This window comes from Plantactinospora sp. B6F1, from assembly GCF_040120695.1.
Taxonomy (GTDB): Bacteria; Actinomycetota; Actinomycetes; order Mycobacteriales; family Micromonosporaceae; genus Plantactinospora.
Genome location: NZ_JBEEAC010000012.1, coordinates 109,581 through 129,015, shown reverse-complemented (window position 1 = coordinate 129,015; position 19,435 = coordinate 109,581). Strand labels below are relative to the sequence as shown.

The window sequence follows — 19,435 nt, the reverse complement described above, 5'->3', positions numbered from 1 at the left end:
CGCCATCCGCTTCCAGACCCACTCGCCGGACTGTGCGTCGACGATCTTGATCCGGTGCACGAGGGTGCCCTGGATCGCGTAGCCGCTGGCGGTGACCACCCGCCGGGTCGGCTCCTCCCCGTTGACGAAGAACTTGGTGGCCCTGCGGGCACCCTCGTCGGTGGAGACCCGCATGTCCAGGTCCTGCCACCGATCGCCGTAGACGTCGCCGATCTCGCCGAGCCGCGTCAGGCCACGGTCGGTCGTGACCAGCGTGTCCGGGGTCAGGCATCCGGTGGGTGCGAGCACGCTGGCCTGGGCGTTGCGCCAGCCGGCCTTGTCACCGACCTTGTTGCCCTGGGTCCACTGCCTGGTGGCCTCGCGGACGATCTCGGTCGCGACCGTACCGGTCGGCTTGATCGCGTCGTTCGCGGCGGCGTGCTTGCGCATCACCCGCTTGTGCGGCTCGGCGTTGCGGGAGTACCCGTCGTAGGCCCCGACCACCGCGGCCAGCTCGGCCGAGCGGCGGTAGGCGGTGCCGGTCATCAGAGAGGTGATCGCGGCGGCCACCGACCGGCCGCTCTCCGAGTCGTACGGGTGGCCGGTCGCCATCAGCAGCGCCCCGAGGTTCGCGTACCCGATGCCGAGCTGCCGGTAGGCCCGGGTGGTCTCGCCGATCTTCTCGGTCGGGAAGTCGGCGAAGCAGATCGAGATGTCCATCGCGGTGATGACCAGCTCGACCGACCTGACGAACTTCGCCACCTCGAAGCCGCCGTCGGCGCGGAGGAACTTCATCAGGTTGAGCGAGGCCAGGTTGCACGAGGAGTTGTCCAGGTGCAGGTACTCACTGCAGTTGCGCACCACGACGCCGTTGGCGAGGTAGGAGTGGTTGCGCGGCTCCGAGAGGTTGTAGGTGGTCTCGATGCCGTCGAACTCACGCCGGACCAGCGTCGTCGTCTGGTCGGTCTGGTAGAACCGCCGCTCACGCAGCCAGGTCGCCAACCGCTCTGCCTTGCGTGGGTGGGAGAAACCGATCGCCTTGGCGAATGTGGCCACGTTCGGCCCACTGATCCGGAGGTCGAAGAGCTGACTTCCGGTGTACGTACGCTCCTCGCCCGCAACCGTGGTGTACGCGAACGCCGGGTCGCCCTCGCCGCGGGTTGGGTAGATCCGGCTGCCGATGCCGAAGCAGCTCAGCAGCCGCTGTGCGTCCCGGAGCATCTCGATGGAGACAGAGCCGAGGCCGACGTAACGGGTGCCGTTGGCGGTCTCCGCCGCGCAACCGTCGGCGTCGAAGAGACCCCTCAGGAACTCTGCCTGGATCTCCACCGGCGCCTCCAGGACCGCTGCGGGGATCCGCTTGTCGGCGGCTCTGCCGGTGGTGACGCCGAGCCCGGTCAGGAAGTCGATGACAGCGGTGCGACCGACGCGCAACTGGACGGTGCCGTTCGGCTGCGCCGAGGGCTTGGGGTCGAAGCCGACGACTTTCGCCAGGGTCGCCTGGTGGCGGGGGAGGAACGTCTCCCGGTCCTCGTCGCTGTAGACCCACGTGGCGACCGGATTGTCGCCGCGTACGCCGGCGGTGCCGAGCCGTACGCATCCGTCGCCGGTGAGCCAGCCCAGCAGGTGGGCGAACTCCTCGGTCCACTTCTCCGGGAGCCGGGATTCCCGCTGCCACTTGGTGGAGACCACATCGCCGGGCGAGACGAGCGCCCCCGGACGCAGCGCGAACTCCCGCGACGCCGCGACCGCCGGAGTGGGCAGGTTCACCGGCAGCACACGATCGGCCTCGGTCAGCTCCCGCGCCTCGACGTACCCCCGGTTCGTGGTCCAGATGCGGTGTGACGGCGTGCACCGCAGCACCATTCCGTTGCCGAACTCGAGCCGCACGATCTCGTTCGTGCCGGTGATCATGAACGCTTCCGGCCTGGTCAGCACGATCTGATCGGCCGCTGCGTCGGGATTCGTGGCGTCGTGGGTGTAGACGCCGAAGCTCTCGCCCTGCCGGGCCCGGTCGATGAGCGCGTCGAACCGGATCAGACCCTTGTCAGTGTGCACGAGGGTGTCGCCCGTGAAGCAGGGATTGGATGCGGTGATCCGCCCGGTCTCCGGACAGGTGTGCCAGTCGTTGATCGTGTCGTCGTACTGCAGGCCGGGGTCGGCGCACTCCCAGGCGGCCTGGGAGATGGTCCGGAACAGCCCCTTGGCGTCGACAGTCTCGATCACGCTGCCGTCCAGTCGGCCGCGCAGGTCGAACGTGCCGCCGTCCTGCACCGCCCGCATGAACTCGTCGGAGACCCGAACCGAGTTGTTGGCGTTCTGGTACTGCACGCTGACGATGTCGGAGCCACCGAGGTCCATGTCGAAGCCGGCGTCCCGCAGCGCGCGGATCTTGTGCTCTTCCCGCGCCTTGGTGAGCACGAACTCCTCGACGTCGGGGTGGTCGACGTCCAGGATGACCATCTTGGCCGCCCGCCGGGTCGCACCGCCGGACTTGATGGTGCCGGCGCTGGCGTCCGCACCGCGCATGAAGCTGACCGGGCCGGAGGCGGTGCCGCCGCTGGAGAGCAGCTCCTTGGAGGAGCGGATCCGGGAGAGGTTCACCCCGGAGCCGGAGCCGCCCTTGAAGATCAGCCCCTCTTCCTTGTACCAGTCGAGGATCGAGTCCATCGAGTCGTCGACGGCGAGGATGAAACAGTTGTGCACGCGGAGATTGTCGGAAAGGTACTCCCCCGACTCGGTCTGGATGTCGTAGACCTCCATCGGGCCGAGCCGCTCGATCCGGTCGATCTGCACCCGCTTGGTCGGCTTCGCGGCCCGACCCGGCTTGCCGAACCCCTGCTCCAGCCGGTCCGACTTCCAGACATCGACGAACCCGATCTCGTCGGCGAAGATCTGCCGGTCGCCGTCATTCTGGATCCCCAGCGACCAGCAACCGAGACGATCTTCCCGCTTGTCGGCCTTGTAGGAGACCCGGGAGAAGATCCCGAAGCGCAGCAGCAGCCGTTGCAGGCCACGGATCAGCTTCTCGGACACCATGTCGACCGCCACCCGGGTGGAGCTTTCCCGCGCCGAGACGTACCCCTCGGCCTGGAAGATGCTCTTCAGGTACGCGGCGACCACCGGCAGTGGTGCCGTGAAGAGGGCGGCCGGCACCTCCATCGCGGTCCCCCGGTGCAGCAGGCCCCACTTGTCCACGAAGGGCCGCAGGTGCTCGCCGTAGAGGCGGGTACGCCGGCAGTCCGGGTTCTCGTCCTGGGTCGCGACCTCGCGCTCGTGTCGGTGTGCTCCCGGGAACACCTCGTCGATCGCGGTCACCACCCAGTCGAGCTCGTAGTCGTTGACCGTGATGGCCTCGATCGTCATCGACCGATTCGTACCGTGCGGGTACTGCCCGACGAAGCCGTCCGACTGCATCCATCCGGCCAGCGCAGCCTCGGCGATCTCCCGTAGCTGGATCTCGTCCTCGCCGTATGCGTCCCGGCGGTGCCACTGGAGGGCGTCGCCGGCGACGAGCGTGCCGGCGGGCACGAACTGGCCGCTTTCCTCGCCCGTCGACTTCCAGACCAGGTGGTCGGCGGTGACATCAAGCGTGTAACCGGCCCTGGTGTGCAGCCGCAACACGTCTTTCACGCCATTGGCCTTTACCGCGAGGATCTTGGTCAGCCCGTGGGCGTCGTAAACCTTCGTGCCGACCGCGTTCTCCTCGACGAGCCGACCGATCGGCACCAGTCCACCCGGGGTGCTCACCAGCGAGTCGTACGGTTGGCAGGCACTGACCTGCTGCGGCGAGGCGGTGCCGACGTTGAACCAGACCGGCGAGTTGAAGCTGAACACCTGGTGCAGCAGCATCCAGGCCAGTTCGTGCTCGAAGACCTCGGCGTCGGCCGGGCTGGCGAAGTAGCCGTGCTGCTCCCCCGCCGCCCGGTACGTCCGCACCACCCGGTCGATGAGCTGCTTGAGCGACCACTCCCGCTCCGGCGTGCCGACCGCGCCCCGGAAGTACTTGGTGGTGACGATGTTGGCCGCGTTGACGCTCCACGACTCCGGGAACTCGACGCCCCGCTGCTCGAAGTTGATCGAGCCGTCCCGCCAGTTCGTCATGACGACGTCCCGGCGCTCCCAGGTCACCTCGTCGTACGGGTGCACCCCCTCGGTGGTCCAGACGCGCTCGACCTTCAGGCCGGCCGTCGCCGCCGCCGCCCGGGTACGTGACTTACTTGCTGTCACACCTTCCCCCGACATCTCATCCGCCCCCTTACGCACGCACGACTCTTCCCGCCGTACGGCCTCGCTGATCTGTTTCCCAAAAGAACTAACTGGCCGGCTCGCCCGCCGGCAGGGCGGCCCCGACGCCGTCCACCGCCGACCGGCTCCGCGCCACCGCCGCCGACCGCAGCGCGTCGATCTCCCGCTCGAAGTCGTCCAGCGACTCGAACGACCGGTACACGCTGGCGAAGCGCAGATAGGCCACCTCGTCCAGTTCGCGCAGCGGGCCCAGGATGGCGAGCCCCACCTCGTGACTGGGCAGCTCGGCCGCGCCCTTGGCCCGGACCGTCTCCTCCACCCGCTGGGCCAGCAGGGCGATCGCGTCGTCGTCCACCGGACGGCCCTGACACGCCTTCCGCACCCCGCCGATGATCTTCGTCCGGCTGAACGGCTCGGTGACCCCGCTGCGCTTGACGACCGCGAGCACCGGCTCCTCGACCGTGGTGAACCGCTTGCCGCATTCCGGGCAGGCCCGTCGGCGCCGGATCAGCTGGCCATCGTCGGCCTCGCGCGAGTCGACCACCCGGGAGTCGGCGTGCCGACAGTACGGACACCGCATCGCCGACCTCCTTCGCAACCGCGGGAACCGCCGGGCCGGCGGAACCACCACACCGTCGGGCCGCCGCGAACGCGGCCCCGCCCACAGGCAGCCGGCACCTACGGGCCAGCCACCTTCGGCGGCTCCCGTGGCGTTGCGCGAACCTGAGAGCTGTGGGTAGTGAAACCCCAACTTCTAGGCGACTTACACCCTTGTCACTACTACATCTAGGGGTCGACCGTATGTCGCCGACGAGCCGAGGTCAAGTTGAACGGGGCGTGGCGCGGCCCGCAACTTCTCCAACCGCGCTGTCGGCGAGTGGTTACCGCTTGGCCGGCAGGATCAGCCGCTGACCGGCGTGCACCGTGTGGTCGTCGAGCCCGTTGAGCCGGCGGATCTCGTCGATCACCGGGAACGGGCGCCGGCCGGGCCGGTGCCGCTCGGCAACCGACCAGAGGGTGTCACCGGGCCGGACCACCGCCGTCTCGGGCGAACGCGGCGGATCGGCGGCCCGGGAGGCGGGCGAGAGGATCGCCGCCAGTCCCGCGACGAGGAGCAGCAGGAACAGGGTCACGACCAGCCGCCCCCGGCGGGTGAGCCGCAGCCGGCCGCCCCCCTGGGAGGTTCTCGGATATCCCGTCGCACCCATCGCGACCTCCAAGGTCGAACATCAGTTCGAACGAACGGACGTACGATGGTTTATCAGAACACGCGTTCGATGTCGAGCCGACGGAGGCGACACGCCGCACAGAATGTCGTACAGATGTTTGAAACTACGTGATCTCACCTATACGGTTTTGACCATCGACAACGGGACCGTGCGACACGCGGGACCGGGTTCGAGCCACGACGCACCACGAGCCACGACGCACCACGAGCCGCCAAGGCACCCCCACCGCCATCAGGAGGACGACGTGTCGACCGAGGACCGGACGAGCCGGCAGAAGCCCCAGAAGAGCGCCACACCTGGCACCCGGGCCAGCCGACGCGCGGCCGGAACGCGGAGCCGGGAGGGCGCCCCCGCACTGCGTGCGGTGACGCCGGTGGTGAGCGCCTTCCCGGACCTGGTCACCGCCGACCTCACCGCCCGGCAGCGCCGCATCCTCGAGTTCATCCGGGACTGGGTGGAGCGCTACGGCTACCCGCCCAGCGTCCGGGAGATCGGCGAGGCAGTCGGCCTGGTCTCCCCGTCGAGCGTGGCCTATCAGCTCAAGGAACTGGAACGCAAGGGATTCCTCCGGCGCGATCCGAACCGCCCAAGGGCGGTGGACGTCCGCCCGCCGAGCGAGATGATCGACGACGAGACCGCCCGGGCGCAGCGCCCGACCCCGGCCTACGTGCCCCTGCTCGGTCAGATCGCCGCCGGTGGCCCGATCCTCGCCGAGCAGGCCGTCGAGGACGTCTTCCCGCTCCCCCGCGAACTGGTCGGCGAGGGAGAGGTCTTCATGCTCCAGGTCAAGGGCGACTCGATGCTGGACGCGGCGATCTGTGACGGCGACTGGGTGGTCGTCCGCCAGCAGCCGACCGCGAACTCGGGAGAAATCGTCGCGGCGATGCTGGACGGCGAGGCGACGGTCAAGACCTACCGCCGCCGGGACGGGCACGTCTGGCTGATGCCGGCCAACTCCGCCTTCGACCCGATCGCCGGGGACAGCGCCACCATCATGGGCCGGGTCGTGGCGGTGCTCCGCCGGATCTGACGGACCGGCCGTTGGTCCCCACCGCCGGCGGGATGGGCCCGACGCGGGTCGGACCCATCCCGGAGCAGCGGTGGATCGAGCCGGAATCTGCGCGGCCGGGCCGGTGGTGTGCTCGGATCAGCGGTAGTCGTAGTCGTCGGGATGCCCGCCGGAGCGCTGCCGGGGCTGGCCGTACTGGGCACCTCGGGGCCCGCCGCCCCGGGGCCCGGCGCCCTGGCCACTCCACGGCGGGCCGCCACGCTGATCGCCCCACTGGTCGTCCGGCCCGGGGCGAGCACCCCGACCGTTGCCGTTACCGTGGCCGTCGCCGCCCGGCGGCTGGCCGCCATAGACACCGCCGCCACCGGCCCGCGGCCGGCCGGCCGGAGCACCACCACCGCCAGCGGGAGCGCCGTACACGCCGCCGCCGGCTGGTGGGCGACCACCGCCACCCGGGGGTCGACCGACGCCACCGCCCTGTGGGGGGCGACCGCCACCATGGGGCCGGCCGCCGGCGCCGCCCGGAGGACGGCCGCCGCCGTACACGCCGCCTCCGCCGGCCGGCTTCGCGCCGTACACACCGCCGCCGTCGACCGGCTTCCCGCCGTACACACCGCCGGACGGCCTGCCCCGGCCGACCGGCTCGTAGTCGTCGGCCGGGCGATCGGAGCGGTAGCCGTCGTCGTACCCGCCGGACCGGGCCGGACCCCAGTCCGCCCCGTCGTCGTGGTCGCCTCGCCGGCCACCGGGACGGTCCCGGTCGCCGCCCGAGGCGCCCTCCCGGCCGGCCCTCGGATCGACGTCGTCACCGTCGGGTCCAACGGCTCCCAGGCCGTCCTCCCTGGGCCGGCGGCGGGACCGCACGATCCCGAAGACGCCGAGCCCGACCAGCAGGGCGCCGAGCACCCCCACGGCCGCGATGAGGTAGGTGATGTCGTCGAGGGTCAACGAATCCGTCCAGGACTTCGCGGACTTCTTCTTGTCGGTACCGGAGCCGTCGGCCGCGGCCGCCACCTCGTTGCTCGGGGTGTAGCTCAGCACCGTCACGTCCAGGTCCTGGTCGAGTGACGCGACGTCCGAAACGGTGAGGAAATTCTTGCCGTCCGGGGTGTAGGCGATGGCCTCGCCGAACGGGTCGGCCAGGGGCGTCATCCGAGGCTTCCCAGTCGTCAGTGTCTTGACCAGGTCGTCGTCCTGAACGTCCCACTCGAAGGCGTCCGCGTAGGTACGCAGGGCGATCCGGCTGCCGTCCGGCGACCGCGCCGCGCCGGTGATCGTCACCCGGCCCGCCGCGCCGAACGGGTTGGCGGTGGAGGACTTCGGCAGGGTGATCTCACCGGCCTTCGCCAGCGGCACACCCTCGTCGTTGTTCTTCTTCAGGGCCGCCTTCGGGCGGTAGATCTCGGCCTTGCCGGTCGCCTTTGTGATGATCAGCGGTACGTTGTCGGACCCGATCAGCAGCGCCTCGGCGTCGTGCCGCTTGTTGCCGGGAAAGGTCAGCCGGTGCAGCACCGGCTTGCTGGCACCGCTGACCGGCATGCTCCAGAGCACGACGCTGGTCCGCCGCTCGTCGCCGTTGTCGCCGGTGTCGGCGATCCAGACCGTCTTGCCGTCCGGAGAGAGCGCGAGATCCTCCGGGTCAAGCGGGTTGCTCGCGTACTGGACGGTCTTCTTCAGCTTGCACTTGGTGTCCAGCAGGAAGACCCGCTCCCGGGACGGATCCTCACTTCCGTCATTGATCATCACGTAACCACTCGACGTGGCGATCATGCCGGAGAGCTCAGTCATCCGCTCGTCGGTGATGGTGCAGACCTTCTTGCCGGCGGCGGCGGAGGCCGCGACAACTCCGAAACCGAGACTGGCTCCGACCAGGCCCAGGCTCAACCCGAGCACGCCGGAGACAACCGGCACCATGGAGAGGACTCGCCGCATCCGCTCAGTGTCGCATGCAGTCGCCGCCAACCGGGGACGCGGCGTGATCAACCCTCCGTCACCGGGCCAACGAAGTCCGTCACCGGGCCGATGGAGCCCGTCACCGGCCAACGGAGCGGCCGGTCACGCCACTACCTCCCGGTACGGCGCCAGTTCCGCGGCGAGCGCCTCGTCCACCCGTACGTGCAGTTTCGTCCCCTCCGGCAGGTGCGCCGTGCCGAGTACCTCGCCCCGGCGGTGTACCCGGGCGACCAGGTCACCCCGATCGTAGGGAAGGACCACTCGGACCTCCACCGCCGGACGGGGCAACCGGGCCTCGATCGCCGCCCGGACGTCCGCGACGCCGGCCCCCGTGCGCGCGGAGACGAAGACCGCGTCCGGCCACTCCCGCTTCAACCGGAGCAGGGTCTCCTCGTCCGCCGCGTCGGTCTTGTTGACCACCAGCAGCTCGGGGAGCTTGTCCGCACCGACCTCGGCCAGCACCTCACGTACCGCCCGGACCTGCTCCTCCGGGTCGGCGTGCGCACCGTCCACCACGTGCACGACCAGGTCTGCGTCGGCGACCTCCTCAAGCGTGGAGCGGAACGCCTCGACGATCTGGTGCGGAAGGTGCCGGACGAACCCGACGGTGTCGGCCAGGGTGTAGACCCGGCCGTCCGAGGCGTACGCCCGGCGGGTCGTCGGGTCCAGCGTGGCGAAGAGGGCGTCCTCGACCAGTACCCCGGCATTGGTCAGCCGGTTGAGCAGGCTGGACTTGCCGGCGTTGGTGTAGCCGGCGATGGCCACGGCCGGCACGCCGTTGCGGGCCCGGCGGGCCCGCTTGGTGATCCGGGCGGTCCGCATGTTCTTGATCTCGCGGCGGAGCCGGGAGATCCGGATACGGATCCGGCGCCGGTCGGTCTCCAGCTTCGTCTCACCGGGACCGCGGAGCCCGACGCCACCACCGGCGCCACCGCCACGGCCGCTACCGCCGGCCTGCCGGGAAAGGCTCTCACCCCAGCCACGCAGCCGGGGAAGCAGGTATTCGAGCTGGGCCAGCTCGACCTGGGCCTTACCCTCCCGGCTCTTGGCGTGCTGAGCGAAGATGTCGAGGATCAGCGCGGTCCGGTCGACCACCTTGACCTTGGTGCGCTGCTCCAGGTTGCGCAGCTGGGACGGGGACAGTTCGCCGTCGCAGATCACCGTGTCGGCGCCGGAGGCCACCACCACCGAGCCGAGGTCGTCGACCTTGCCCCGGCCGATGTAGGTGGCCGGATCCGGCCGGTTGCGCCGCTGGATCAGGCCCTCCAACACCTGCGAACCGGCCGTCTCGGCGAGCGCGGCGAGCTCCGCGAGGGAGTTCTCCGCCTCGGTCACCGTGCCGTCCGTCCAGACGCCGACCAGGACCACCCGCTCCAGCCTGAGCTGCCGGTATTCGACCTCGGAGACGTCGGCGAGTTCGGTGGAGAGGCCCGCGACCCGGCGAAGCGCCTGGCGGTCCTCCAGTTCCAGCTCGCCGGTGGTGACGTCGCCATCGATGACGATGGCGTCAAGGTCCTCGTCGGCCAACCGAACGAAGCTTTCCTGGTCTCGCAAGCCGTTCCTCCTGATCTGGGTGTTTCCGGTCTCGATGTTTCCGGTCTCCGCTCGGGCCTGACGCTCCCGTTGCCGGGTCTCCGGTTGCCCGGAGTCTCTTTTGCGGGTCTCGTTGCCCGGGTTTCCGGTTGCCCGGGCGGGCGGCCATCTCGAGCCTCTCACGCCGTCTGGGCGCTTTGCGGCTTCTCCGGGTGGATCGGTGTGGGCCGTGCGCGCCGGTGGCATTCAATCGTGACACGCGCGTCCCTCGCACGCACCCGGATATGCCCGCACCCCGCTATGCAGACCAGCCGTCGGCGTCCCGAACGTTGGCCATCGAACGTTGGCCATCGACCGCTGGCATCAGCCGTTGGCCATCGACCGCTGGCATCAGCCGTTGGCATCGACCGTTGACGCGGCCGCCCGGCGACCGCGTCGGGCGCGAGGCAACCGCAGCTTGCGCAACGGGCGGCACCGCCGGAACATTCCCGGCCGGGCGCCGGCCCGGTAAGAACCCCGCAGGGTACGTCGATGGTGTCTCAACCGCCCGGGCTGGCTTCGGCGGCGTCGGCGACCCGGCCTAGGGTGGTGCGGGTCGTCGGATGGCGACGGAGGCCGGCCCGGCCGATGGCGGCTCCGGCCCGGCACGCGAGAATGCAGACAACGGCAACGAAGCCGCGGAATACGACGGAGGACCACGTGGCGATCACCCGACTGCCGAGCGCCGGATTCTCGATCACCATCCGGATCAGCGTAACGGCGGACGCCTCGGCCATCGGCCGGCTGACCACCTGCGTCGGGGAGGCCGGCGCCATCGTGACCGCGCTCGACGTGGTCGACTCCGATCCCACCACTGTGGTCGTCGACCTGACCTGCGACACCGCCGATGCCACCCACGCCGACCAGGTGGTGAAGGCGTTGACCGGGCTGAACGGGGTGGACGTTCGCAAGGTCTCCGACCGGACCTTCCTGCTGCACCTGGGCGGCAAGATCGAGGTTGCCCCGAAGGTGGCGCTGCGCAACCGGGACGAGCTCTCCCGGGCGTACACCCCGGGAGTCGCACGGGTCTGCCTGGCCATCGCGGAGAACCCCGCCGACGCGCGGCGGCTGACCATCAAGCGGAACACCGTCGCGGTGGTGACGGACGGCTCGGCCGTACTCGGGCTGGGCAACATCGGTCCGGCGGCGGCACTACCGGTGATGGAGGGCAAGGCCGCACTCTTCAAGCGGTTCGGCGGGGTGGACGCCTGGCCGGTGGTGCTGGACACCCAGGACCCGGACGAGATCGTCTCGATCGTCCGCGCGATCGCCCCGCAGTACGGCGGGATCAACCTGGAGGACATCGCCGCGCCACGGTGCTTCGAGATCGAGACCCGGCTGCGTGAACTGCTCGACATTCCGGTCTTCCACGACGACCAGCACGGCACCGCGATCGTGGTGCTCGCCGCGCTCACCAACGCCCTCCGGGTGGTCGGCAAGAAGCTCGCCGACGTCCGGGTGGTGGTCTCCGGTGCCGGTGCCGCCGGTACGGCCATCATGAAACTGCTGCTCCGGCAGGGCGTCGGCGACATCATCGCGTACGACCGACAGGGGCCGCTGCACCGCAACCTGGGCGGCTTGAACCCTGCCTGGCAGTGGCTCGCCGAGAACACGAACCGGGACGCCTTCTCCGGCGAGCTCAAGGCGGCGCTGCGCGGGGCTGACGTCTTCATCGGGGTGAGCGCTCCCAACCTGCTCACCGGCGACGATGTCGCCGCGATGGCCCCCGACTCGATCGTCTTCGCGCTGGCCAACCCGGACCCGGAGGTGGATCCCCGGGACGCGCGCAGGCACGCGGCTGTGGTCGCCACCGGTCGGTCAGACCAGCCCAACCAGATCAACAACGTGCTCGCCTTCCCTGGCGTCTTCCGCGGCATGCTCGACGCGCACGCCGAGCAGTTCACCGAGGAGATGGCGATCGCGGCCGCCCGGGCCATCGCCGACGTCGTCGGGGCAGACAAGATCAACCCGACGGTCATCGTGCCGAGCGTCTTCGACTCCCGGGTGGCACCGGCGGTGGCCGCGGCGGTCCGGGCCGCGGCGCAGCAGCCCGCTCCCCCGCCGGCCGCGGACCCCGGGCCGGCCGACCTGCCCGAGGTCGCCGCCGAGGCCGCCGCCCCGGCCAGCCCGCTGTCGAGCTGACCGTCCCGGCGACCCGCGCCGGGGTCCGTACCGGAGCTTGAGGAGGCCGACCGGCGACCGGCGACCGGGAGACTCAGACGGTGAACGCGGCCAGGTCGATCTCGCCGTGCGCGACCAGCACCGCCGGGCCGGCGAGCCAACAACTCTCGTCGTCCAGGATCACCGTCAGCCGGCCGCCGGGCACGTCCACCGCCACCGCGCCACTGGTACGCCCAACGTCCCGCAACGCCACCGCCGCCACCGCGCAGGCGCCGGAGCCGCAGGAGAGCGTCTCCGCCGAGCCCCGCTCGTAGACCCGCATCCGCACGTGCAGATCGGCGCCGTCGACCGGCTCCTCGGCAGCGACGAACTCGACGTTCACCCCGGTCGGAAACGCCGCCGGGTCGAACCCGGGTGGACGGGTGAGATCGAGTCCGGCCAGCGCGACGCTCGCCGGCAGTACGCAGACCAGGTGCGGGTTACCGCAGTCCACGGCGGTACCGGCCAGGGTCAGCCCGCCGAGGGTGGCCACCGCTCCTCCGGTGATCCGGGGGCGCCCAAGATCCACCGCGATCTCCCCGGCCGTCACCTCGGCCCGGACCACGCCGGCCCGGGTGGCGATCGGCAGGCTGCCGTCGACCGGCTCGGCCAGCCCGTTGGAGATCAGATATTTCGTGAAGACCCGTACCCCGTTGCCGCACATCTCCGCGAAGGAGCCGTCGGAGTTCCAGTAGTCCATGAACCACTCGGCGGCGCCGGCATACCCGACCGCGTCCGGGTGCTTGACCGCCCTGACGACCCGCAGCACGCCGTCCGCGCCGATGCCGCGCCGACGGTCGCAGAGCGCCGCCACGATCGACGGGGTCAGGCCGAGTTGGCCATCTGGGTCGGGCAGGAGCACGAAGTCGTTGCCGGTGCCGTGGCCCTTGGTGAACCGCACTCCTCCATCATCCCCGAGCGGACCCCGTCCCCGCCGGGCACCCTCACCCGAGCCCACCATCGATGCGCCCGGGCAGCCCCTCCGGCACCATCGGTCCCCACGGTTCCAGCGGTCCCGAGGGAGGATCTGGCGCGGTAACGGTGGTGACGTGGGCGGTGGCAGGCCGGCGACGGGTCAGCGGGGGTCGCGGGCCGGCTCCACCGGGGTGGTGGCGGACGGGTCGGCGAGCAGTGCGAGGGCCGCCTCCGCCAGGTCCGGCCGGGCCCCGTCCAACCAGTGGATCCGGGGATCGCGACGGAACCAGGAGCGCTGCCGCCGGACGAACCGTCGGGTCGCCCGGATCGTGTCGGCCCGTGCCTCCGGCTCGGAGATCTCGCCGTCGAGCAGCCGCAGCACCTGCTGGTAACCGAGCGCCCGGCTGGCGGTCCGGCCGTCCCGCAGTCCCCGCTCGACCAGGGCCCGGGTCTCGGCGACCAGCCCGTCGGCCCACATCCGGTCCACCCGTAGGGCGATCCGCTCGTCCAGCGCCTCCGTCGCCCGGTCCACCCCGAGCTGCACGGCGTCGTAGTACGGGGTCGGTCGAGGCAGTGCGGCGGTGAACGGCGCACCGGTCAGCTCGATCACCTCCAGCGCCCGTACGATTCGTCGCCCGTTGCCGGGCAGAATGTTCTCCGCCGCCACCGGATCGGCGGCGCGCAGCCGGGCGTACATCGGCGCCGGTCCCGACTCGGCGAGTTCCGCCTCCAACCGCGCCCGGACCAGCGGATCCGTGCCGGGGAACTCGAACTCGTCCAGCACCGCCCGGACATAGAGCCCAGAGCCACCGACCAGTAGCGGTACCCGGCCCCGGTCCAGGATGTCGGCAACGGCCGCCCGAGCCAGTGTCTGGTACGCCGCCACGCTCGCCGGTTCGGTCACCGCCCAGATGTCCAGCAGATGGTGCGGTACCCCGGCGCGCTCGGCCGGGGTCAGCTTGGCGGTCCCGACGTCCATCCCGCGATAGAGCTGCATCGAGTCGGCGTTGACCACCTCGGCGCCGATGGCCTTGGCGAGGTCGATGCTCAGGTCGGACTTGCCGGTGGCGGTGGGGCCGACCACCGCGACGATCCGGGCACGCCCGCTCATACCGGCGCTCCGTCCGGCGCGCCGGATCGCGGCGGCCGTTTCGGTTCGGCGGATCGCGGCGGCCGGTGCGGTTCGGCAGATCGCGGCGGCCGGTGCGCGCCGCCGGATCCGGGCGATCCGGTCGGCCGGGACGGGGTCCAGGTCGCGACGAAGTAGCTGACTCCGTAGGGCGCCGCGTAGTAGCTGAGGTCGCCGTGCCAGGATCCGCCGCTGCGGGCCGTCGCACCGGCGAGCACCTGCCAGGACGCCCGGCCGGCGACCAGCAGCCGGGTCGACAGCTCCGGCTCCAGCCCGAGCAGCGCGGAACCGTCGGCGTCCCGGAGAGCCGCGGCGACCCGGTCGTCGTACGGCTGGGCGTGCGGATCGTCGTAACCCGGTGCGCGCGGGCCCCGGCAGGCCGACCCGTCCCCCATCACCAGCAGCGCGATGCGGCCGGCCGGATCCGCGACCAGTTCGGCACCGATCCGCCGGCACTCGTCCGCCGGGGTATCCGTGGCGACGCTCTGCCCCCGGCGCGGCCCGGTGGCACCGGCGCGGTCCAGCAGCCAGGCACCGATCAGCAGACTCAGCGGCAGTTCGAGGTCGTTGCCCTCCAGCTCCGGGTGGAGGTCCGCCCGCCCGGTCCGGGTACCGTCGGGACCCAGTCGCAGCACCCGATCGAGCCCGTACGGTCGGAAGCTGCCGGCGTCGCCCGGCCCGTGCCGGACGGTCCGCTCGCCGGCCCCCACCACGATTACCAGGTCCGGCCTGGTCGCCAGCAACCGATCGACCGCCCCGGCGCAGGCGAGGCGGAGATCATCCAGCTCGCCGGACGCGGAAACGGCCAGTTCCGGAACGATCATCGGCGGGTGCGGGCAGACGGCGGCGGCGACCAATGGCACGCCCACCACCGTAGCGGGGGGCGAACCTTACACCCGAAGGGCAGACGATCCGGGTGCGGTCAAGGACACCGTATGGTCACGGTCGACGATAGGCGCTCGACGCGGACGGGGTTGGACCTGTGACAATGCCGGGAGAAACTTTGCTGCGCCGTGGCGGCGACCGCCGGGGACCCCCATCTCCGGCAGCGCCGGGAGAACGAGGATGGGCTCATGAGTGACTGGACTGCCTTTGGACGGGTGGATGCGGACGGAAACGTCTACGTCAAGACGGCCGAGGGCGAGCGTATGGTCGGTTCCTGGCAGGCCGGTGCGCCGGAGGAAGGCCTCGCCCACTTCGCCCGCCGCTTCGCCGACCTGGTCACCGAGGTCGACCTGACAGAGGCCCGGCTCAATTCCGGGGCGGCGGACCCGTCGGGTTCGCTCGCCACCATCCGGCGGCTACGGGCGTCGCTCCCCGAGGCGCACGTGGTCGGCGACCTGGACGCGCTCGCCATCCGACTGGACCGGCTGGCCACACTCGCCGAGAGCAAGGCGGGCGAGGCCCGCCTCGCCCGGGAAACCGCCCGGGCCGAGGCGGTGGCCAGGAAGACGGCGCTGGTCGAGGAGGCCGAGAAGCTCGCCGCGGAGTCCACCGGGTGGAAGACCGCGGGCGACCGACTCAAGGAGATCCTCGACGAGTGGAAGACCATCCGCGGCGTCGACAAGAAGACCGATGGCGAGCTGTGGAAGCGGTTCGCGGCCGCTCGGGACGGCTTCACCCGGCGGCGCGGGGCGCATTTCGCCACCCTGGACGCCCAGCGCAAGCAGGCCCAGGCGGCCAAGGAGGAGTTGGTCGTCGAGGCCGAGTCGCTGGCAGACTCGACGGACTGGGCCGCCACCGCCAACCGGCTTCGGGAACTGATGGCACAGTGGAAGGCGGCGCCGCGTGCCTCCAAAGAGGCCGAGGAGCGACTCTGGGAACGGTTCCGGGGGGCCCAGGACAGCTTCTTCTCCCGGCGGAGCGAGGTCTTCTCGGCCCGGGACGCGGAGCAGCGCGGCAACCTGGAACGCAAGCAGGCCCTGCTCGCCGAGGCCGAGGCGCTCGACGTCGACGCCGACCCGCGCGGCGCGCAGGCGAAGCTGCGGGAAATCCAGGGACAGTGGCACGAGGCGGGCCGGGTTCCCCGGGACGCGGCGGCCAACCTGGACCGGCGGCTGCGTGCGGTGGACGAGAAGGTCCGCCAGGCGATGGACTCGGCGTGGCGGCGGACCGAGCCGTCGGCCAACCCGCTGCTCGCGCAGATGCGCGACCAGGTGGCCGAGGCCGAGCAGCGGCTGGAGCGGGCCAGGGCAGCCGGCGACGCGAAGCGAATCCGCGAGGCCGAGCAGGCCCTCACCGCCAAGCGACGGTTCCTGGAGTTGGCCGAACAGTCGAGCTGAGCCGGGCCACCGGGTGGACCTGGTCCGCCCGGGGGCGCCGGTAGATCCTGATGCCGGCCCGCGCACGCCTCAGCGGTCGCAGGCCGCCGCGGACGCGGGCAGCGGTGGCGGCACGCCGACGGTGGGCAGCCCGAGCGACACCCCTCCGGTACGCGGGGCACGCCCCGCCTCGGCGGCGTCACCGGCCCGGGTACGCCGATGCGCCAGCGGCTCCCCGTCGGCGTTCAGGTGGTGCGGCGCGGCGTAGCTGATCGTGGTCCGCACGACGTCACCGGGCCGGATCCGCCCCTCGTACGAGCCGGCGGCGAAGTGCACCAGCCGGCCGTCCCGGGCCCGGCCGGAGAGCCGTCCGGTCCGCTCGTCCTTACGTCCCTCGCCGACCGCGACCAGCACCTCGACCGGGGTACCGACGAGCTTCCGGTTCTCCGCCCAGGTGATCTCCTCGACCGCCGCGATGAGCCGGTCGTACCGCTCCTGGACCACCTGCTTGGGCAACTGGTCCGGCATGGTCGCGGCCGGGGTGCCGGGACGCTTCGAGTACTGGAAGGTGAACGCCGAGGCGAACCGCGCCTCCCGGACCACCTCCAGGGTGCGGACGAAGTCCGCCTCGGTCTCGCCGGGAAAGCCGACGATGATGTCGGTGGTGATCGCCGCGTCCGGCATCGCCGCCCGGACCTTCTCGATGATCCCGAGGTAGCGCTCGGCCCGGTACGACCTGCGCATCGCCCGGAGCACGTCGTCCGAGCCGGACTGCAGCGGCATGTGCAGCGAGTGGCAGACGTTCGGGGTCTCGGCCATCGCCGCGATCACGTCGTCGGTGAAGTCCTTCGGATGCGGGCTGGTGAACCGGACCCGTTCCAGCCCGTCGACCTCCCCGGTGGCCCGGAGCAGCTTGCCGAAGGCGAGCCGGTCACCGAACTCGACGCCGTACGAGTTCACGTTCTGGCCGAGCAGGGTGACCTCGAGCACACCCTCGGCGACCAGGGCGCGAACCTCGGCCAGGATGTCGCCGGGGCGGCGGTCCTTCTCCCGGCCGCGCAGCGCCGGCACGATGCAGAAGGTGCAGGTGTTGTTGCACCCCACCGAGATCGACACCCAGCCGGCGTACGTCGACTCGCGACGGGTCGGCAGCGTGGAGGGAAAGATCTCCAGCGACTCCAGGATCTCCACCTCGGCGGCGGCGTTGTGCCGGGCCCGCTCCAGCAGCACCGGCAGCGCACCGATGTTGTGCGTGCCGAAGACCACGTCGACCCAGGGGGCCCGGCGGACGATCTCGCCCCGGTCCTTCTGGGCCAGGCAACCGCCGACCGCGATCTGCATGCCGGGACGCTTGTTCTTGACCGGGCGGAGGTGCCCGAGGTTGCCGTAGAGCCGGTTGTCGGCGTTCTCGCGCACCGCACAGGTGTTGAAGACCACCACGTCCGGATCGTCGGAATCGGCCGCGCGCACGTAGCCGGCCTGCTCCAGCAGTCCGGAGATCCGCTCGGAGTCGTGCACGTTCATCTGGCAGCCGTAGGTGCGCACCTGATAGGTACGCGGGCTGCCGGGGGCTGCGGTAGTCATGACAGTGACAGAGTATCCGCAGGGCCCGGGAAGGCTGTTCCCCCGGGACGTCCACCCCGCTCGACCGGAAGGTAGCGCCATGTGCCGGAGCATCAAGACCCTTCGCCAGCCGTACGCCGAGGTCGTCACCGAGACGGACATCGAGGCAGCGGCGTTGCAGTACGTCCGGAAGATCTCGGGTTTCCGCACCCCGGCCGCGCACAACGCGGCGGCCTTCGACGCGGCGGTGGCCGCGGTGGCCGAGGCGACCCGGACCCTGCTCGACCAGCTCGTGGTGAAGGGCTCCGGCCAGGCGGCGGCGAACGGCCAGGCGGCGGCGAACGGTCAGGCGGCGGCGAACGGTCAGGCGGCGGCGAGCGCCGGGATCACCGAGTCCGGGACCCAGCGCGACCGCTGACAGGGTGACCACCCCCGGCAGCGCGGGCTGAGTACGGTGCAGAGCCGCTGTTCGGAGAGGATCTCGCCCTCCTCGGTGTCGCGCACGTCGTGGTGCACGGGCCGAATGGTGCCGTCCGCCGCGACCAGCAGGTGCCGGCCGGCGTCGAGGGTGTCGTCCGGCAGCAGACAGGCCCGGCCCAGCCGGCGGGCGAACGCCGCGACGGCGCCGACCTCCGGCAGCCCGGCCGGCACGCCGTAGCAGTCGACGGAGCTCGGGAAGTCGCCGGGACGGTGCCAGACGTCCACCAGCAGCGCGCCGGACGGCACCCGGGCCAGGTCGACCCCGCCGAGCGGCAGCACCGGTACGTCGAGCGCGTCGGCAAGTGCGAGGCGGATCTCCGAGGCGGCGACGCGCCCCTCCGTCCTCCAGTTCCACAGCTCGATCATTGCCGCCTCCTCGCCGTAATCGTTCGTGGCTGGATGCCGGGTCTCGGTCGGGCATCCCCCCGTCGGACCGGACATCCCGTACCTGGGTGTGACGGCCTCACCCCCGATGGTGCCGGGCACACCAGGTCGAGAGCGGCTAAGTTACCGGTCTGTGACCATATCCGCCGAAATAGACGACCCTTGACTACCTATTGTAGTCGGAGAAGGACTCGGTTCCGGCGCAGCTCGCCGGAGACGCTCACCGAGCGTGTCCTGTTCGGGCGATCCGGGTCGCCCACCGGACAGTTCGGGCTCCGGTCCCGTGACCCCAGACCGCCGGTGACCGCCGTCCGCCCCGTGACGTCGTCCGCAGGTGCGGCGGGACGAACGCCTCCCCGGTAGCCGGGGGCGGCACCTTCTGGCCGCCCCGGTCATCGCGCCGAACGTGAGCCACGTCGAACCACTCGACCCGGACATCCCAAGGGCCGGGAGGTCACGAACGGCTGACCGAGATCTTGGGTCAGATCCGCGCCGAGATCGAGTGCGACCGGCCAGCAGAGATGGCGCGGCGAGCAGTCGAGAGGTCATCCGA

The 19,435-nt window shown here is 71.1% G+C and carries 13 protein-coding genes and 3 pseudogenes; 4 read left to right on the top strand and 12 right to left on the bottom strand.

What is annotated here, in order from left to right; translation table 11 throughout:
* Positions 1-264 precede the first annotated feature (264 nt).
* The 5 genes and pseudogenes from ABNF97_RS34205 to ABNF97_RS17605 form a co-directional block, all read right to left on the bottom strand.
* Positions 265-2,826, bottom strand: a pseudogene (locus tag ABNF97_RS34205) (ribonucleotide reductase barrel domain-containing protein); the annotation flags it as partial.
* 39 nt (positions 2,827-2,865) lie between these two features.
* Positions 2,866-3,738 (bottom strand): annotated as a pseudogene (locus ABNF97_RS34200) (LAGLIDADG family homing endonuclease); the annotation flags it as partial.
* A gap of 9 nt (positions 3,739-3,747) precedes the next feature.
* A pseudogene (locus tag ABNF97_RS34195) lies at positions 3,748-4,224 on the bottom strand (vitamin B12-dependent ribonucleotide reductase); the annotation flags it as partial.
* Positions 4,225-4,294: 70 nt separating this feature from the next.
* A complete protein-coding gene (gene nrdR / locus ABNF97_RS17610; protein ID WP_130464171.1) occupies positions 4,295-4,807 on the bottom strand; it encodes a transcriptional regulator NrdR in 513 nt (170 codons plus the stop codon).
* 301 nt (positions 4,808-5,108) lie between these two features.
* A complete protein-coding gene (locus tag ABNF97_RS17605; protein WP_130464172.1) occupies positions 5,109-5,435 on the bottom strand; it encodes a LysM peptidoglycan-binding domain-containing protein in 327 nt (108 codons plus the stop codon).
* 265 nt (positions 5,436-5,700) lie between these two features.
* Here ABNF97_RS17605 and lexA point away from each other — a divergent pair, with 265 nt between their 5' ends.
* Positions 5,701-6,486, top strand: a complete 786-nt coding sequence (lexA, locus tag ABNF97_RS17600; RefSeq protein ID WP_349339162.1) for a transcriptional repressor LexA — start codon at positions 5,701-5,703, stop codon at positions 6,484-6,486.
* Between the two features lie 117 nt (positions 6,487-6,603).
* On the opposite strand, the gene ABNF97_RS17595 is transcribed toward lexA, so the two are convergent.
* On the bottom strand, positions 6,604-8,397 hold the full coding sequence (locus ABNF97_RS17595) for a hypothetical protein (protein ID WP_349339161.1): 1,794 nt from the start codon (positions 8,395-8,397) through the stop codon (positions 6,604-6,606).
* A 123-nt stretch (positions 8,398-8,520) separates the two neighbouring features.
* On the bottom strand, positions 8,521-9,972 hold the full coding sequence (gene hflX / locus ABNF97_RS17590) for a GTPase HflX (RefSeq protein ID WP_130464174.1): 1,452 nt from the start codon (positions 9,970-9,972) through the stop codon (positions 8,521-8,523).
* 633 nt (positions 9,973-10,605) lie between these two features.
* Here hflX and ABNF97_RS17585 point away from each other — a divergent pair.
* Positions 10,606-12,132, top strand: coding sequence for an NAD-dependent malic enzyme (locus ABNF97_RS17585; RefSeq protein ID WP_502930503.1), 1,527 nt, complete (start codon positions 10,606-10,608; stop codon positions 12,130-12,132).
* Between the two features lie 73 nt (positions 12,133-12,205).
* Here ABNF97_RS17585 and dapF read toward each other — a convergent pair whose 3' ends face one another.
* The 3 genes from dapF to ABNF97_RS17570 form a co-directional block, all read right to left on the bottom strand.
* A complete protein-coding gene (gene dapF, locus ABNF97_RS17580; RefSeq protein WP_349339159.1) occupies positions 12,206-13,051 on the bottom strand; it encodes a diaminopimelate epimerase in 846 nt (281 codons plus the stop codon).
* A 174-nt stretch (positions 13,052-13,225) separates the two neighbouring features.
* Positions 13,226-14,176, bottom strand: a complete 951-nt coding sequence (gene miaA, locus ABNF97_RS17575; RefSeq protein ID WP_130464177.1) for a tRNA (adenosine(37)-N6)-dimethylallyltransferase MiaA — start codon at positions 14,174-14,176, stop codon at positions 13,226-13,228.
* Positions 14,173-15,066: a class III extradiol dioxygenase subunit B-like domain-containing protein gene (locus tag ABNF97_RS17570; protein WP_349339158.1), complete on the bottom strand. Its 894-nt coding sequence runs from the start codon at positions 15,064-15,066 to the stop codon at positions 14,173-14,175. The genes miaA and ABNF97_RS17570 overlap by 4 nt, the downstream gene beginning before the upstream one ends.
* Before the next feature lie 201 nt (positions 15,067-15,267).
* Between ABNF97_RS17570 and ABNF97_RS17565 the strand changes: the two genes are divergently transcribed.
* Positions 15,268-16,476, top strand: coding sequence for a DUF349 domain-containing protein (locus ABNF97_RS17565; protein WP_349339157.1), 1,209 nt, complete (start codon positions 15,268-15,270; stop codon positions 16,474-16,476).
* 69 nt (positions 16,477-16,545) lie between these two features.
* Here ABNF97_RS17565 and miaB read toward each other — a convergent pair whose 3' ends face one another.
* Entirely contained in the window at positions 16,546-18,039 is a 1,494-nt protein-coding gene (gene miaB, locus ABNF97_RS17560; protein WP_130464179.1) for a tRNA (N6-isopentenyl adenosine(37)-C2)-methylthiotransferase MiaB, read from the bottom strand.
* A gap of 79 nt (positions 18,040-18,118) precedes the next feature.
* Here miaB and ABNF97_RS17555 point away from each other — a divergent pair, with 79 nt between their 5' ends.
* Positions 18,119-18,436: a DUF2277 family protein gene (locus tag ABNF97_RS17555; protein WP_349339156.1), complete on the top strand. Its 318-nt coding sequence runs from the start codon at positions 18,119-18,121 to the stop codon at positions 18,434-18,436.
* Here ABNF97_RS17555 and ABNF97_RS17550 read toward each other — a convergent pair.
* Positions 18,382-18,864, bottom strand: coding sequence for a hypothetical protein (locus ABNF97_RS17550; RefSeq protein WP_130464181.1), 483 nt, complete (start codon positions 18,862-18,864; stop codon positions 18,382-18,384). The genes ABNF97_RS17555 and ABNF97_RS17550 overlap by 55 nt on opposite strands.
* Positions 18,865-19,435: the final 571 nt, after the last annotated feature.

Bases quoted from the DNA above. Each gene is read 5' to 3' on its own strand.
- nrdR (WP_130464171.1), bottom strand. From the start codon at position 4,807: ATGCGGTGTCCGTACTGTCGGCACGCCGACTCCCGGGTGGTCGACTCG.
- ABNF97_RS17605 (WP_130464172.1), bottom strand. From the start codon at position 5,435: ATGGGTGCGACGGGATATCCGAGAACCTCCCAGGGGGGCGGCCGGCTG.
- ABNF97_RS17595 (WP_349339161.1), bottom strand. From the start codon at position 8,397: ATGCGGCGAGTCCTCTCCATGGTGCCGGTTGTCTCCGGCGTGCTCGGG.
- ABNF97_RS17585 (WP_502930503.1), top strand. From the start codon at position 10,606: ATGCAGACAACGGCAACGAAGCCGCGGAATACGACGGAGGACCACGTG.
- miaA (WP_130464177.1), bottom strand. From the start codon at position 14,176: ATGAGCGGGCGTGCCCGGATCGTCGCGGTGGTCGGCCCCACCGCCACC.
- ABNF97_RS17565 (WP_349339157.1), top strand. From the start codon at position 15,268: ATGAGTGACTGGACTGCCTTTGGACGGGTGGATGCGGACGGAAACGTC.
- miaB (WP_130464179.1), bottom strand. From the start codon at position 18,039: ATGACTACCGCAGCCCCCGGCAGCCCGCGTACCTATCAGGTGCGCACC.
- ABNF97_RS17555 (WP_349339156.1), top strand. From the start codon at position 18,119: ATGTGCCGGAGCATCAAGACCCTTCGCCAGCCGTACGCCGAGGTCGTC.
- ABNF97_RS17550 (WP_130464181.1), bottom strand. From the start codon at position 18,864: ATGATCGAGCTGTGGAACTGGAGGACGGAGGGGCGCGTCGCCGCCTCG.